Origin of the sequence: Paraburkholderia caledonica NBRC 102488 (assembly GCF_000685095.1) — a bacterium.
Taxonomy (GTDB): Bacteria; Pseudomonadota; Gammaproteobacteria; order Burkholderiales; family Burkholderiaceae; genus Paraburkholderia; species Paraburkholderia caledonica.
Window position 1 is genome coordinate 1 of the sequence record NZ_BAYE01000044.1, and the last position, 15,903, is coordinate 15,903.

At 61.2% G+C, this 15,903-nt stretch carries 12 protein-coding genes; 9 read left to right on the forward strand and 3 right to left on the reverse strand.

The window, feature by feature from the left end; genetic code table 11:
* Positions 1-671: 671 nt before the first annotated feature.
* Positions 672-1,694: an IS110 family RNA-guided transposase gene (locus tag BCA01S_RS33670; RefSeq protein ID WP_027780608.1), complete on the reverse strand. Its 1,023-nt coding sequence runs from the start codon at positions 1,692-1,694 to the stop codon at positions 672-674.
* A gap of 192 nt (positions 1,695-1,886) precedes the next feature.
* Positions 1,887-2,813, reverse strand: coding sequence for a LysR family transcriptional regulator (locus BCA01S_RS33675; protein WP_027780609.1), 927 nt, complete (start codon positions 2,811-2,813; stop codon positions 1,887-1,889).
* A 107-nt stretch (positions 2,814-2,920) separates the two neighbouring features.
* On the opposite strand from BCA01S_RS33675, the gene BCA01S_RS33680 reads away from it, so the two are divergent.
* The 4 genes from BCA01S_RS33680 to BCA01S_RS33695 all read left to right on the forward strand — a co-directional run bounded on the left by BCA01S_RS33680 (position 2,921) and on the right by BCA01S_RS33695 (position 8,381).
* Positions 2,921-4,015 carry a tartrate dehydrogenase gene (locus BCA01S_RS33680; RefSeq protein ID WP_027780610.1) on the forward strand — a complete coding sequence of 365 codons (1,095 nt, stop codon included), beginning with the start codon at positions 2,921-2,923 and terminating at the stop codon, positions 4,013-4,015.
* A 231-nt stretch (positions 4,016-4,246) separates the two neighbouring features.
* Positions 4,247-5,506, forward strand: a complete 1,260-nt coding sequence (locus BCA01S_RS33685; RefSeq protein ID WP_042320436.1) for a glycerate kinase type-2 family protein — start codon at positions 4,247-4,249, stop codon at positions 5,504-5,506.
* A 2-nt stretch (positions 5,507-5,508) separates the two neighbouring features.
* Complete coding sequence (pyk, locus tag BCA01S_RS33690; RefSeq protein WP_027780612.1) at positions 5,509-6,927, forward strand: pyruvate kinase; 1,419 nt, start codon at positions 5,509-5,511, stop codon at positions 6,925-6,927.
* 143 nt (positions 6,928-7,070) lie between these two features.
* Complete coding sequence (locus BCA01S_RS33695) at positions 7,071-8,381, forward strand: MFS transporter (protein WP_027780613.1); 1,311 nt, start codon at positions 7,071-7,073, stop codon at positions 8,379-8,381.
* Between the two features lie 540 nt (positions 8,382-8,921).
* Here BCA01S_RS33695 and BCA01S_RS33700 read toward each other — a convergent pair.
* A complete protein-coding gene (locus BCA01S_RS33700) occupies positions 8,922-9,815 on the reverse strand; it encodes a LysR family transcriptional regulator (RefSeq protein ID WP_027780614.1) in 894 nt (297 codons plus the stop codon).
* A 198-nt stretch (positions 9,816-10,013) separates the two neighbouring features.
* Between BCA01S_RS33700 and BCA01S_RS33705 the strand changes: the two genes are divergently transcribed.
* From BCA01S_RS33705 to BCA01S_RS33725, 5 genes are all read left to right on the forward strand, one after another.
* Complete coding sequence (locus tag BCA01S_RS33705) at positions 10,014-11,255, forward strand: MFS transporter (protein ID WP_174447116.1); 1,242 nt, start codon at positions 10,014-10,016, stop codon at positions 11,253-11,255.
* Positions 11,256-11,383: 128 nt separating this feature from the next.
* Positions 11,384-12,007 carry an aldehyde dehydrogenase iron-sulfur subunit PaoA gene (gene paoA / locus BCA01S_RS33710; protein WP_027780616.1) on the forward strand — a complete coding sequence of 208 codons (624 nt, stop codon included), beginning with the start codon at positions 11,384-11,386 and terminating at the stop codon, positions 12,005-12,007.
* Positions 12,004-12,960, forward strand: coding sequence for an FAD binding domain-containing protein (locus BCA01S_RS33715; RefSeq protein ID WP_027780617.1), 957 nt, complete (start codon positions 12,004-12,006; stop codon positions 12,958-12,960). The genes paoA and BCA01S_RS33715 overlap by 4 nt, the downstream gene beginning before the upstream one ends.
* A complete protein-coding gene (gene paoC, locus BCA01S_RS33720) occupies positions 12,957-15,155 on the forward strand; it encodes an aldehyde oxidoreductase molybdenum-binding subunit PaoC (protein ID WP_027780618.1) in 2,199 nt (732 codons plus the stop codon). The genes BCA01S_RS33715 and paoC overlap by 4 nt, the downstream gene beginning before the upstream one ends.
* Positions 15,156-15,292: 137 nt before the next feature.
* The gene (locus BCA01S_RS33725) at positions 15,293-15,646 is read left to right on the forward strand and encodes a cyclophilin-like fold protein (protein WP_027780619.1); all 354 of its coding nucleotides are present in this window, start codon (positions 15,293-15,295) and stop codon (positions 15,644-15,646) included.
* Positions 15,647-15,903 lie beyond the last annotated feature (257 nt).

Below are 15,903 nucleotides of genomic sequence, written 5' to 3' on the forward strand. Positions count from 1 at the left end.
ACGATCGAGACGATCGATAGGTGCAGCATTGTAGCCAGATGGATAATTGCTTTGGTTTGCATGAATGGCATCGCGCGACGAACTACAGGATCTCATCGTAACGATAACGCAAGGTACCTGGGCGCCCAAGCGGAATGGCCGCTTTCGGGAATATCGAGGGACCGTTACGGGTCGGAAGTACACGCTGACGACTGTCCGCTCCCGGGCCGCGAGATTCCACTGGCCGCTTTCCGGCGATGAAATTGAAGAACGGGCTGACGCAGCCCGACCGAGGCCGTGTGAAAACGCGAAAGTACTCGGTCTTCGGGTGTCGCTTGACCCTTCCCGGGTGGCTACCAAGCCAATACAGCGCGATCTGAAGGGTCGATTTTTCAGGAGGCCGCATGAAGCCCGCGTTTTCACACGGCCTTATATGGACACCGCCCGGTTTGCCAAGCTGATCTTGATGTGATGTTTTAACGAGGTATCGGCTGCAGACTTATATTCGGCTTTGCGCAAGCCGAAGCCGCGAGCCCTGATGGAATGCGCCAGGAACGTCCTCATCTCGGCCGCGTGCTTCAGGCACAAGGGCGTGTTCAGGTTTGCGTTCCTGCGGTCCGACCTGTTTTGCCATCACTGAGAATCAACCACAGCAACCTACCAGTTCCTCAAGGTTTCAAAGTCTTATGCTGCTAAGCAGGTCTCACACTGACGTGATTCGTCTGGTAACTGCTCTCGTGGGCCAGTATGGCCCATGCAGTTCGTGCCATCTTGTTCGCCAGGGCTACGGCTACCACGTTGACAGGTCGCCGCTCCTGCATTCCTTTCTGCCAAGCTGTTGGCGCCTTCGTGTGGCACAGGACGGAGCGCGCTCCGTGGATCAACAGCGTGCGCAGATAAGGATCGCCTCGCTTTGAGATGGAACCCAACCGAACCTTGCCCCCAGTACCGCTTTGCCGTGGAACAAGACCGAGGAACGCAGCAAACTCACGTCCTGACTTGAATGTCCTCGCGTCTCCGATTGTTGCTACCAGGGCCGTGGCCGTAAGCCTGCCGATGCCCGGAACTTCGGAGATTGCGCGACATGCCACTTCCTGTTTCTGCCAGGCGCCAATCCGCTTCTCAAGTTGCTCGATATCTTCTTCAAGAGCATTGATACGTCGTAGCTGGTCTTGGAGATTATGGATGATCGCCCCTGGGAGGGTATCTTCCAGCTCCGCCATGCGCTCTCGGACCTCGGCTAGCCCTGCCAATCGTCCGGCTCGAAACGTCACCCCGAATTCATAGAGAAATCCTCGGAGCTGGTTCACCTGCATTGTTCGAAACTTGATGAGCAGCGAGCGCATTCGATGCAAGCTGAGCATCGCTTGTTGATCCTCCGTCTTGGCTGCAACCGTCCGCATTCCAGGTTGCTGCACAGCGGTCCAGATCGCTTTTGCATCCGCCGCGTCGGTCTTGTTCGTTTGAACAAATGGCCGGATAAACTGCGCATGTAGCAACACGACCTCGTGTCCCAGCGCCTGAATTTTACGGGCCCACCAATGAGCGCTCCCACAGGCTTCGAGAGCGACCCGCCCGGCAGGACGCTGAGCCAGAAATGCGATCAGGTCGTCACGGCTAAACCGCCGGTTCGCGATCTCGCCGGTTTGGGCGTCGACCCAGTACAACTGGAACACCCGCTTTGCAACATCCAGTCCGTATGTCGTAGCATTCATCTGGGGCCTCCGTTCCTCAAGTGGTTGTGTCGCAACTCCACTTTGGCACATTGATGCCGTTCGGTTCTCGGGGCCCTCTATCGCGCCCGATTCCCCGCAGGGAGGGCGGTGTCCATTCCATCTCGACCCCAAACGGTCAGTCGGCATCCTCACGCCGAACGTCCGTTTTCGACTTTTCAGCGCGCCTGCCCTTTACGCGCTCTCACCCGCTTCGCTCCGAAGATCCTGGGCGATAAATTCGACGAACGCGCGAATGCGATTTGACATCTGATGTCGTGGCGAATACACCGCGAAAATATCGGCGTTCGGCGTCTCGTGGTCGGGCAGCACGAGAACCAGTGAGCCATCGGACAGATACTGCTTGATGTCCCACTCGGCCCGCATAAGGATGCCGTGTCCTTCAAGCGCCCATTTCACGGCAATCTCGCCATCGTTCGTTGTTAGCGTGCCATTGATCCGCACAGCTTCCGTTTTACGAGACGCTCCTCTGCCCGAAGTCAGACGCCACACGCCGTAGGCTTCGTCGCCCTGGCGAATGCCAATGCAGTTGTGTCTTGTCAGGTCGTGCGCCGTAATCGGCATGCCGCGCGCCGTGATATAGGAAGGCGCGGCACACAGCAGCCGTCGGTTTTCCGCGAGACGACGCGCAACCACCCGGGTATCGGGCGGCTCGCCGAACCGGATACAGACGTCGAAGGTGTCGTCCGTCAGCGGCGGTGGCGTGACCGACAACTGAAGCTGCACCGACACTTGGGGATATTTGGCTACGAAACGCGAAATGGCGGGTGCGACATGACTGCGCCCGAAGCCGAGCGTCGCGTTGACCCGCAACAATCCCTTCGGACTTTTCTTCGCCGTTCCAAGCAGTTCGGCCAGTTCGTCAATCTCGTCGAGGATTCGGCGTGCGTGCTCGAGGTACAACTCGCCCTCCGGCGTGAGCATCATCCGGCGCGTCGTACGGTTGATCAGCGCCACCCCCGCGCGGCTCTCCATCTGCGTCAGGCGCTTGCTGATAGCTGCCGGGGTCAGCCCTAATTCCCTTGCCGCCGCGCTCAGGCTGCCGGATGTCGCAAGCATCGAGAAAAAGCTGAGGTCGGACGGCTGGACGGTGTCGCGCACGGTCCACCTATGAATTGTAGTTAAAGATGCTTTGAGTTTAGCACCGGTTTTTGCTTCCGGAGAGGGCTAAAGTTCACTCACACCGACAACACCTGAAGGACGGAGACATGAAAACCTATCGCATCGCAACCATCCCCGGCGACGGCATCGGCAAAGAAGTGGTACCCGCCGGAGCGCAAGTTCTTGAAGCACTCGCAAAGACCACGAAGTCGTTCGCATTGGAATTCGAAAACTTCGATTGGGGCGGCGATTACTACCGCCAACATGGCGTCATGATGCCGGCGGATGGGCTCGATGCCATCCGTAACAAGGACGCGATTTTGTTTGGCTCGGCCGGCGACCCGGACATTCCCGATCACATCACGTTATGGGGCCTGCGCCTGAAAATCTGCCAGGGCTTCGACCAGTACGCGAACGTGCGTCCGACCCGCATCCTGCCCGGCATCGATGGACCGCTCAAGCGCTGCAAGCCGGAAGACCTGAACTGGGTCATCGTTCGGGAAAACTCAGAAGGCGAATATTCTGGTGTGGGCGGCCGCGTCCATCAGGGACACCCGATCGAAGCCGCGACGGACGTGTCGATCCTGACGCGCGCAGGGGTCGAACGCATCATGCGTTTCGCGTTCCGCCTTGCGCAATCCCGTCCGCGCAAGCTGCTGACCGTAATCACCAAGAGCAACGCGCAGCGTCACGCCATGGTGATGTGGGACGAGATCGCTCTCGAAGTCTCGAAGGAATTCGCGGACGTCAAGTGGGACAAGGAACTGGTCGACGCATCGACCGCCCGGATGATCAACCGCCCGGAGACGCTCGACACGATCGTCGCGACCAACCTGCACGCCGACATTCTTAGCGACCTCGCGGCCGCCCTCGCCGGCAGCCTCGGCATCGCGCCGACGGGCAACATTGATCCGGAGCGTCGCTATCCGTCGATGTTCGAGCCAATCCACGGTTCCGCGTTCGACATCATGGGCAAGGGCCTCGCCAATCCGGTCGGCACCTTCTGGTCGGTCGTCATGCTGCTCGAACACCTGGGAGAAGCCGATGCGGCCAAACGCGTGATGCAGGCCGTCGAAGCGGTGACTGCCGATACGTCGCTTCATACCCGAGACCTCGGCGGCACCGCAACAACCGCTCAGGTAACGGCGGCTGTTTGCGCGCTCATCGAGAAAGCCGCGGTGCCTGCTGCCCACGCGGCATAAGCCTCATTAGCGACTCCAAGGAGCTTGGTACGCGGCCCGCGATTCGCGCGGCCGTGGCCGGGCTCGTCCTGAGCGCGGCGAATATAAGGCAGGAGACACGATGTTCACTTCCTTCAAACAATTTCCGTCCCTTTCTTTGCGAGTACAGGGATGAAGACCACCGCTCAATTCAAGCTGCCGGTTGGTGACGCTACGCATAGCGGACTCGACGTCGAGCGGCTTTTGCAGAACATGTTCGAAGCCGCGATCGCGACGGCACAGCCATCGCTCCGTGTGCCCGACTTCCTGCCTAAGCCGCCACGTGGCCGCACAATCGTCATCGGTGCCGGCAAAGCATCGGCGGCGATGGCTCGAGCAGTGGAAGATCACTGGACGGGCCGGCTAGAAGGCCTCGTCGTCACCCGCTATGGATACGCGGTGCCGTGCGAACGCATCGAGATCGTCGAAGCTGCGCACCCCGTTCCCGACGAGAGTGGTTGGAAGGCAGCCGAACGCATGCTGGAGCTCGTATCGGGACTATCTGCCGACGACCTGGTCATTTGCCTGATCTCCGGTGGCGGCTCGTCGTTGCTGCCGCTTCCGGCCGAAGGGCTGACCCTGCAGGACAAACAGGAGATCAACCAGGCGTTGCTTGCCAGCGGCGCGACGATTGCCGAAATGAATTGCGTGCGCCGGCACCTGTCGGCAATCAAGGGCGGCCGTCTCGCGGCGGCCTGCTATCCAGCGCGCGTCGTCAATCTAATCATCTCCGACGTGCCGGCCGACGCCACCTGCGACATCGCTTCGGGCCCGACCGTCCCCGACACGACGACGTGCTCCGATGCGCTTGCGGTTCTGCGACGCTATGAAATCTGCGCTTCGCCCGCTGTGATCGCACTGCTCGAAAGCGGTGGCACCGAGACGCTGAAGCCGGACGATCCGCGGCTGCCTCAGATAGAAACGCATCTGATCGCGACGCCCCAACTCGCGCTCGAAGCGGCCGCGGAGCAGTCGCGCGCGGCCGGCATCGATGTTCACATTCTCAGCGACGCCATCGAAGGCGAAGCCCGCGACGTAGGCGCCGTGATGGCGGGCATCGCCAGACAGGTGAACCGCCGGGGCCAACCTTTCCGCGCACCTTGCATCCTGCTCTCCGGCGGCGAAACGACCGTCACCATTCGCGGCAATGGCCGCGGGGGGCGCAACGTCGAATTCCTGTTGTCACTGTGCGTGGCGCTGAACGGCGAGCCCGGCGTGTTCGCCATCGCTGGCGACACCGACGGCGTCGACGGTCAGGAAGAAATCGCGGGCGCATTGCTGCGGCCGGACACACTGAAACGGGCGCGCGAACGCGGCATCCGTCCATCCGAGCGCCTCTCAAACAACGACGCGCACGGCTTTTTCCAGGCGCTGGGCGACTCGGTCATCACCGGGCCGACGCTGACCAACGTCAACGATTTTCGTGCCATCTTCATTGCCGCTCAGCACGGCGATCTTTCAGGGAGTCGATAAAGATGCGCCGCAACCGTAACGCAAAAATCGTCGCGACATTGGGCCCGGCAAGCACCAGCCGCGAAACCATCGAAGCGCTGTTCAACTCGGGCGCCGATGTCTTCCGGCTGAACTTCAGCCACGGCACCCACGACGATCACCAACGACGCCTTGACGTCATCCGTTCGGTCGAAAAGGACGCGGGCCGTCCGATTGGCGTCCTGCTCGACCTGCAGGGCCCGAAGCTTCGGATCGGCACGTTCGCGAACGGCCCGATTGCTCTGGAGAAAGGCGCTGCGTTTCGACTCGACCTCGACGCACAGAGGCCCGGCGACAACGCACGGGTCTCGCTGCCGCACCCGGAAATCTTCGCGGCCCTCAAGCCGCAGACGAACCTGTTGCTCGACGACGGCCGTGTGCAGTTGCGAATCGAACGCTGCGGCGCAGACTTCGCTGAAACAACGGTCGTCGTCGGGGGGACGCTTTCAGAGCGTAAGGGAGTGAACGTTCCGGACGTCGTGTTACCGCTGTCCGCCATGACGGAAAAGGACCGCCGCGATCTGGAGTTCGGCATGACGCTGGGCATCGACTGGCTTGCGCTGTCGTTCGTACAGCGTGTCGAGGACATCGTCGAGGTCCGCCAGGTCGTCGGCGATCGCGTCGGCATCGTGGCGAAGCTCGAGAAGCCGGCGGCGATAGGCAGCCTCGACGCCATCGTCGATGAAGCGGACGCCGTGATGGTCGCGCGTGGCGATCTGGGCGTCGAGATGCCTGCCGAACAGGTGCCGGCGATCCAGAAGCGCATCGTTCGCGCGTGCCGCAAGGCCGGCAAGCCGGTCATCGTTGCAACGCAGATGCTCGAATCGATGGTCGGAGCGCCGGTGCCGACACGTGCCGAAGCATCCGATGTCGCCACTGCCATTTACGACGGCGCCGACGCTGTCATGCTCTCCGCCGAATCCGCAAGCGGCAAATATCCCGTCGAAGCCGTACGAATGATGGACCTCATCATCTTGCAAACCGAACGCGACCCCTACTACAGGGAAGTGATCGCCGCGTCGCATGCGGCGCCTCGCGCTAACACGTCGGATGCCATCGGCTACGCGATGCGGCACGTCACCGGGCTGCTGAACGCGGTTGCGACAGTTGCTTACACGAGTTCCGGCTATTCCGCGCTGCGCATGGCGCGTGAACGGCCTTGCGCACCGATCGTCGGCATGACGCCGCAGACAGGCACAGCACGTCGCCTCGCGCTGGTGTGGGGCGTGCACCCGGTGCTGTGCAAGGAGGTCGTCGATGCACTCGAAGTGAGCGACCTTGCCTGCGAAACCGTGCGCACCGAAGGGTTCGGCAATCCAGGACAGACCGTCGTCATCTCGGCCGGCATGCCGTTCGGCACGCCCGGTACCACGAACTTGCTTCGCGTCGCGCAGATCCCATGACGCATCGCATGACTTTTATCCGAAACGTTTGAACGACACGTGCGCCTGACAGGACAAGAGCCGCATCAGACGGTTGCCGCACGCGCCGCACCCCCTAACTCGTTTCTGTAAAGAGCACTGCTCAAGCCTCCAAGGAGGAGACAATGATTTCCCATCTCGAAAGCCGGGTTTCCCGGAAACTCATGCTGCGGATCATTCCGTTTGTCATGCTGCTGTATTTCGTGAGTTTTCTCGACCGTGTCAACGTGGGCTTCGCCGCCCTGTCAATGAACAAGGCCATCGGTCTTTCGCCGACGGCCTTCGGTCTCGGCGGCGGACTGTTCTTCATTGGCTACTTCCTGTTCGAAGTGCCGTCGAACCTAATTCTTCACAAGGTCGGCGCGCGTCGCTGGATTGCCCGCGTGATGGTGTCATGGGGGATCGTCTCGGCGGCTTCTGCATTCGTCGTCGGTCCGAACAGCTTCTACGCATTGCGCTTTATTCTGGGCGTCGCCGAAGCAGGCTTCTTCCCTGGCATCATCCTGTATCTCAGCCTCTGGTTCCCATCGCGTCAGCGTGCGGTTGCCGCGGCATGGTTCATGGCCGCCGCGCCGATCTCGACAGCGATTGGCTCGCCGCTTTCCGGCGCGATCATGAAGCTGCCTCCGATCGCTGGACTGGCTGACTGGCAGATGCTTTATATTCTGGAAGCGGTGCCCGCCATCATCCTCGGTTTCTTCGTCCTCAAGTACCTCACGGATACACCAGCGAAAGCGCAGTGGCTTGAGCCCGAAGAGCGCGAATGGCTGATCTCGAAGCTGAAAATGGAAGCGGACGCGAAACAGTCCCATGCCGGCCATACCGCAGGTGCGCTCAGCGCCTTGCGAGATCCGCGAGTTCTGGCGCTCGCATTGATCTACTTCGGCACGTCGGCCGGGCTGTACACACTCGGCCTTTGGGCACCGCTGATCATCCGCCAATACGGGTTCGGGTCGTTCGAGACAGGGCTGCTGGCGGGCGTACCAAGCATCCTCGCGGTGATTGCAATGATCTTGTGGGCAAAGCACTCGGACCGCACTGAAGAACGCACGTGGCACGTGGTCGTCCCCTGTGTCATAGCATGCCTCGGTTTCGTCTTTGCCGGCAACGCCACCACCGCATTGATGATCATCCTGGCGCTGGTGATTGTGAACATCGGAATCAGCGCGGCCAAAGCGCCGTTGTGGGCGATGCCCAGCATGTTCCTCTCAGGTGCCGGTGCCGCTGCGGGCATCGCGATGATCAACTCGGTCGGCAATCTGGGAGGCTTCGTCGGTCCCTTCGCAATCGGCTGGCTCAAGAATGTGACTGGCGGTTACTCCGCAGGGTTGTATGTGGTCGGTGCGACGCTGGCGGTGTCTGCGGTTGTCACGTTGATGCTGAGCCGGCAATCGAAGCAGGCACCGGTCGCGGCCGGGGAACGACACGGCCACTGAGCTTGTACGGCTCATTGCCTAGCGGACCATTGCGGAGATGGGTGCGCATACCTGATGTGTCGTAAGCGGCCGTTCGACGCATTGCCGACGGCCGTCTCTTTTTGGCCGATTGGGTGAGGTCGCCAACGGCCGCTTACTGGCATTCCAGTATGCAAACTTGAAATTGGCTGACCGACCGGTTTGGAGCAAGTTGTCTGACCGGAGTGGGTCGGGCAGCGTCAGCCCGCTCTTCAGTTTCATCGCCGGAAAGCGGCCAGTGGAATCTCGCGGCCCGGGAGCGGACAGTCGTCAGCGCGTACTTCCGACCCTTTGTTGCCGTTCGAAACCGAGCCACGTCGATGGCTGCTTTCGGGCAGGTAGCGGACTTCGGGGTTGAGTGTCGACCGACCGATCACGCCAACTCATCCAGCCGCATATCGCGCGGGCCGACTCGGATGGAGTTTGAGCGACTGGCTTCCGACTGAAATTTGACGCTGGTCGTCGATGTCCCGACAATCGAACACGCCCACAGTGGCGCCCATAACTGATCGGTGCGTTTAATCAGTCGCGCAGTCGCAACGCTTCGAGCACTATCGAGAACGCCGGCGACGGCTGCCGCCTGCTCGGATAGTAAAGATGATATCCGCCGAACCTTGGGCACCACTCCTCCAGCACCCGAATCAATTTGCCTGAATCGATATGCGGCATCAGCTCATCTTCTGGCAGCAGCGCTAGGCCTAAACCGGCGAGAGCCGCGTCAATCTGAGGCTGCGTGGTATTGAAGACCAACTGGCCGTCGACGCGCACGTTTAACTTTCGCCCGCGACGCTCGAAATCCCAAACGTAGAGCCCCCCAGAGGTCTGCATGCGCTGATTGATGCAGTTATGGTGCATCAGATCCTGCGGCGTCCTCGGCATAGGTCGATTCGCAAAATAGGCTGGAGAGCCGACGACTGCCATGCGCAAGGCAGGACCGATAGGCATAGCGATCATGTCCTTATCGATCGTGCTACCTAGACGTACGCCCGCATCGAACCGGTCGGCCACTATGTCCCGAAAGCCATAGTTGACGTCAAACTCGAGCTTGACGTCCGGGTACTCATGCACCAGCGACGTGAGTTTGGGCAGAAGAATGCTGTGCAGCATGTAGTCTCCGCAGGTGATGCGAACCGTGCCCGCAGGCTTCTCGCGCAGTTCTGTAAGCGCATCGAGTTCTGCATCAATCTCGTCCAGGCGATGACCAACCGTCTGCAGTAGCCGCTCGCCTGCCGGCGTCGGCGAAACGCTGCGTGTAGTTCGCGTGAGAAGCCGGATCTGCAAACTCTCTTCCAATGCACGAATGGTCTGACTCAGCGCCGACTGCGTCACGCCTAAAGTTGCGGCGGCACGTGTAAAGCTGCCTTCCCGGGCTATTGTCACGAGCGCAAAAAGGTCGTTCAGGTTGCGTCTTGTCACGCCTTCATCCTCATCATTGATTAGCGGCTCTAATAAGAGTAATCAGTCTCGATTAGCTAGTCAAATGCACGCCGGCGCAAGAGAATGATGACTTCGAGCCCGCGCATTGATTTGTGCCATGGGCATGTGATGGCTGGGCCATTTCATCGTCGCGTGGAGTGCGTACCCCGGCTACCGCGCACGCTTTCCCCTTATGCCATGTCAATAGAGCTATCTGATACTCCTGCGCGCCGTATCCATGCGCGGCAGACGTCTCCAACGCAGCGTGCTTACTGGAGCGGCGTGTTTGCCATGACGCTTTGCGTCTTCGCCTTGATCGCGTCCGAGTTCATGCCGGTCAGCCTGCTCACACCGATGGCGACAGACTTCCACGTCACCGAGGGTCTCGCTGGGCGCGGGATCGCAATATCCGGCGCACTCGCCGTCTTGACAAGCCTTTTCATCTACCGGGTCGCTGGCAGTATGAATCGCAAGACGCTATTGCTTGCGCTGACTATCGTGATGGCCGTTTCAGGTGCGGTCATCGCCATCGCGCCCAACTATGCAATCTATATGGTGGGGCGCGCGTTGATCGGGGTGGTGGTTGGCGGCTTCTGGTCGATGTCGGCCGCAACCGCCATGCGGCTCGTACCCGCTGCCGACGTCCCCCGCGCCCTCGCCGTTTTCAACGGAGGCAACGCGTTGGCGACGGTCGTCGCTGCGCCGCTCGGCAGCTATCTGGGCTCGGTCATCGGTTGGCGCGGGGCGTTCTTTTGTCTCGTGCCCGTTGCGCTAGTCGCGCTCGCCTGGCAATGGAAAAGCTTGCCCGCGATGCCTGTCGATGCACAACGGTTGCGGCCGGTTAGCGTCTTCTCGCTCTTCCGCCGCCGCATCGTGACGCTCGGCATGGTCGCCGCAGGCCTTTTCTTCATGGGGCAGTTTGCGCTCTTCACCTATGTACGGCCGTTCCTCGAAACGGTAACGCGCGTCGACGTCTCGACGCTCTCGCTGATCCTGTTGGTGATCGGCGTCATGGGTTTCATCGGCACTGCAGTCATCGGTGCGGTACTCAAGAGGAGCTTCTACCCAACGCTCGTCGCGATTCCTTTGCTCATGGCAGCGATTGCGGCCGCACTGATGGTCGCAGGCGGGCGCACCGCGGTGGTGGGCATCCTGCTTGGATCGTGGGGCTTACTTGCGACCGCTGCACCGGTCGGCTGGTGGGGCTGGATTGCCAGAACGTTTCCTGATAACGCCGAAGCCGGTGGCGGACTGCTGGTCGCCATCGTGCAACTGGCTATTGCGTCGGGTTCGACGGGAGGAGGCCTGCTTTTTGACAGCTTCGGTTACCGCGGGACCTTTCTCGCGAGTGCAGTGCTGTTGGTGATTGCGGCCGTCGCCACTCACCTGACGTCTCTCTGCGACACTCCCAAGGCCTATCCGCGACACAAGCGACAGTAGCAGTAGCTGCTGTTGACGCCGTGCTTCGTCCGCGTACTTTATTCTCAAGAGCATTCACGATGACCGACGCGTCTTCAGATGGGAAAGCTGCAGGCAAAAAATTCGCCGAGGCATTCGAAGGACCGCGCATGAGTCGGCGCGTTGTCCTGAAGCTGGCAGGCTCCGGCGCTGCGCTGGGCGTCGTGCCGCTTGCGGGCCACGCCGCGACAGCCGGGAACGCCGCGCACAGCACTGGCGGCATGACTGCGACAGTCCGGCTCAACGTGAATAGAACCGCGCATGCGCTGTGGCTTGACACCCGCACGACACTGCTCGATGCATTGCGTGAGCATCTGCATCTCACCGGGACGAAAAAGGGATGCGATCACGGGCAATGTGGCGCGTGTACGGTCATCGTCGATGGCCGGCGAATCAACTCATGCCTGTCGCTGTGCGTGATGCACGAAGGCAGTGACGTCAGGACGATCGAAGGCCTCGGTACGCGAGCGCGCCTCCATCCGATGCAGGCCGCATTCATCAGGCACGACGGCTTTCAGTGTGGATATTGCACGCCGGGACAAATCTGCTCGGCAGTCGCGGTGCTCGACGAAATCAAGGCAGGCATACCGAGTCATGTGACGGACGATCTCACGGCTGCACCACGCGCGACCAACCTGGAAATGCGCGAGCGCATGAGCGGTAACATCTGCCGCTGCGGCGCCTATTCGAACATTGCGGAAGCGATGGCGGAAATCGCCGGGAGTCAGACATGAGACCGTTCACCTACGAACGCGCGACATCGATAACAGCGGCGGCTGCAGCGGCGGCTCGCACGCCGCGCGCGAAGTTCATCGCAGGCGGAACGAATCTGCTCGATCTGATGAAACTGCAGATCGAGACGCCTGTGCACCTCATCGATATCAACGGCCTCGGACTCGATGGTATCGAACGCACTCCCGACGGCGGTCTTGCCATTGGCGCACTGGTTCGTAACACCGACCTCGCCGCCGATGCCACCGTGCGGCGCGATTATCCGTTGCTGTCGCGCTCGCTGCTGGCTGGCGCGTCGGGCCAGCTGCGCAACAAGGCGACGACGGCCGGCAACCTGCTTCAGCGTACGCGCTGCCCCTACTTCTACGATACGAACCTGCCGTGCAACAAGCGCAGTCCAGGCAGCGGATGCGCAGCGATGCAAGGGTTTAGCCGATCGCTCGCGGTGATCGGCGGCAGCGATGCGTGCATCGCGACGCATCCGAGCGATATGGCTGTCGCGATGCGCGTGCTCGATGCGACGATCTCGACCATCAACCCCGACGGCCAGACGCGCACAATTCCGATCGCGGATTTTCATCGCTTGCCCGGCAACAGGCCGGATATCGAGAATGCGTTGCATGCCGGCGAACTCATTACCGACGTGACGCTGCCTCCACCTGTCGGTGGCGTGCAGACTTATCACAAGGTGCGTGACCGTGCGTCGTTCGCTTTCGGACTGGTTTCCGTCGCAGCCATCGTGCAGCCCGATGGCTGCGGCCGCGTGGGTGTAGGCGGTATCGCGCCGAAGCCCTGGCGAGTAGACGCGGCCGATTCGGCGATGCCGCTTGGCGCCGAAGCCGTTGCATCGCGCTTGCTCGACGGTGCAAAGCCGACGACCGACAACGCATTCAAACTGACGCTGGTCGAGCGGACGCTGGACGTCGTCATTACCGAAGCAAGGAGGCGAGCATGAAGTTTGACAGGCCCGCGGCGACCAATCCAATCGACCAGATGATGACAATAGGCCAGCCCGCGGATCGTATCGACGGGCGCCATAAAGTGACCGGAACGGCGACCTACGCCTACGAGTGGCACGATGAATCCCGCGAACCCGCGTATGGCTTCGTCGTCGGTTCGGCTATTGCGCGCGGCCGGATAAGGTCGATGGACGTGCGTGCGGCCAGACGCTCTCCGGGAGTTCTAGCAATCGTCACGGCGGACAATGCCGGGCCGCTCGACAAGGGTGACTTCAACACGGTGAAGCTGCTGGGAGGGCCGAAAATCGACCACTATCATCAGGCGATTGCATTGGTAATCGCCGACACCTTCGAGCAGGCGCGCGATGCGGCACAAAAGCTGAAGGTCGATTATGTGCGGGAAGACGGACGCTTCGATCTCGCCGTCGCCAAAGAGTCGGCGCAGATGGCGAAGAGCGGTTACTGGGGCAAGCCGGCCACCGCGGTGGGCGATTTCGATGCCGCGTTCGCAGCCGCGCCCGTGCGCCTGGACGCGACGTACACCACGCCCGACCAGAGTCACGCGATGATGGAACCGCACGCGTCGATGGCCGTATGGAGCGGCGACAAGCTCACGGTGTGGACGTCCAATCAGATGATCGCCAGGGGCGCAGGCGATGTAGCGAAGACCCTGAAGATCAAGCGCGAAAACGTCCGCCTCATCTCGCCGTTCGTCGGCGGCGGCTTTGGCGGCAAGCTCTTCGTGCGTGCCGACGCGATCCTGGCTGCGCTGGGAGCCCGCGCGGCCCAGCGTCCGGTCAAGGTCTCGCTGACGCGCCCGCTCATGTTCAACAACACGACGCATCGTCCGGCGACCATTCAGCGCATCCGCATCGGCGCGACGCACGAGGGCAGGATCACCGCGATAGGCCATGAAAGCTGGTCGGGCGATCAGCCGAACGGACAGCCGGAGACCGCCGTCGGGCAGACGCGGCTCATCTACGCGGGTGCGAATCGCATGACCGCCATGCGGCTGGCAACGCTCGACTTGCCAGAGGGCAACGCCATGCGCGCCCCAGGCGAAGCGCCGGGACTGATGGCGCTCGAAGTCGCCATCGACGAGATCGCCGAGAGGCTGCAGATGGACCCTATCGAGTTTCGTGCCGTCAACGACACCCGGGTCGATCCCGAACAGCCGAATCGTCCGTTCTCTCAACGCCAACTCGTCCAATGTTTCCGGACCGGTGCGACACGTTTTGATTGGGAGAAGCGCAACCCGCGACCCGCACAGCACCGCGATGGGCGCTGGCTGGTCGGAATGGGCACTGCGGCGGCCTTTCGCAACAACATCGTCATGCCATCGGGCGCCCGCGTGCGGCTCGACAAACGCGGGTTCGTCACGATCGAAACCGACATGACTGACATCGGAACAGGAAGCTACACGGTCATCGCGCAGACAGCAGCCGAAATGCTTGGGCTCCCACTCGACAAGATTGCCGTGCGTCTCGGCGACTCGACGTTTCCGGTCTCGTCGGGGTCCGGCGGTCAATGGGGCGCGAATAGCTCGACCGCCGGCGTGTATGCGGCCTGCGTTGCGCTGCGAAATGCGGCTGCGAGCAAGCTGGGCCTGGCGCCCGACGATGCGGTCTTCGCGGACGGACATGTGCGCGTGGGTAGTCGAAGCGTCCCCCTATCCGAGGCGGCGGCAACCGAAGACCTGATCGCTGAAGACAAGATGGAGTACGGGGACCTCGACAAGCGCTTCCAGCAGTCCACCTTCGGCGCACATTTTGTAGAAGTAGGCGTCGATGCCGCGACATGCGAGATCCGCGTGCGACGGATGCTTGCCGTGTGTGCCGCTGGACGTATCCTGAATCCGAAAACAGCACGCAGCCAGGTGATCGGGGCGATGACGATGGGCGTCGGGGCCGCACTGATGGAGGAGCTTGTCGTCGACAAGCGTTACGGTTTCTTTGTGAACCATGACCTCGCAAGCTACGAGGTTCCGGTTCACGCAGATATTCCTCATCAGGAAGTGATTTTTCTCGACGAGACCGATCCTACTTCGTCGCCCATGAAAGCCAAGGGCGTCGGCGAACTCGGGCTCTGCGGCGTCGGCGCGGCCATCGCGAATGCACTCTATAACGCCACGGGCGTGCGAGTGCGAAACTATCCGATCACTCTCGACAAACTGCTGGCGGGCCTGGCATGAGTCAATCACGGCACCCTTCGGGACTCGACTCTGCAATTGCCGGTGCGCTGTGCGCACTCGCATTGGCGACGGCAAACCACGCAGCGGCTGACGATTGGTCTTCAACTAACTCGAACCCTGCACTCAAGGGACATACGATGAACATAGCCATCAAGTTCGCAGACAAGACCGTGATCGCGAAACTCGACGACAATCCGACCAGCCGCGACCTGATGGCTCAACTGCCCTTGAAACTGAGCTTCGAGGATTACCACGCCACGGAGAAGATCGCTTACCTGCCGCGAAAGCTTTCGGTGACCAATGCACCGGATGGATTCGATCCGTCAGTCGGAACGATTGCTTACTACGCGCCGTGGGGCAACATCGCGGTGTTCTATCGGGACTTCGGTTATTCGAAGTCGCTGATCAACCTGGGAACCGTTGTTTCAGGAGTCGACGCGCTTCGGCAAACGTCTGCGTTTGAGGCCACCATCGAGCGGGCCAGTGAATGACCTCCGATGTCGACGGCGCCCTTGCATAGATAGAGGGGCGCAGTAGCCCGGCTTCCGAGCGAGCGCCGGTAGACGCCTCCCAAATGGCTAGGAGGCGGCAATAGACGCTTCTCCCTCGGGAGTTCCCTGCCAACACGTGCACCTCGAGCCATAGCGCTTTGCAGTGCAGCGCCTGAATGACTGGTCCGCTTTCCGACATACAACGGTCGACCGAGCGACATCTGTCACCATCCGACGAACGGCCGGAAATGGCCGCA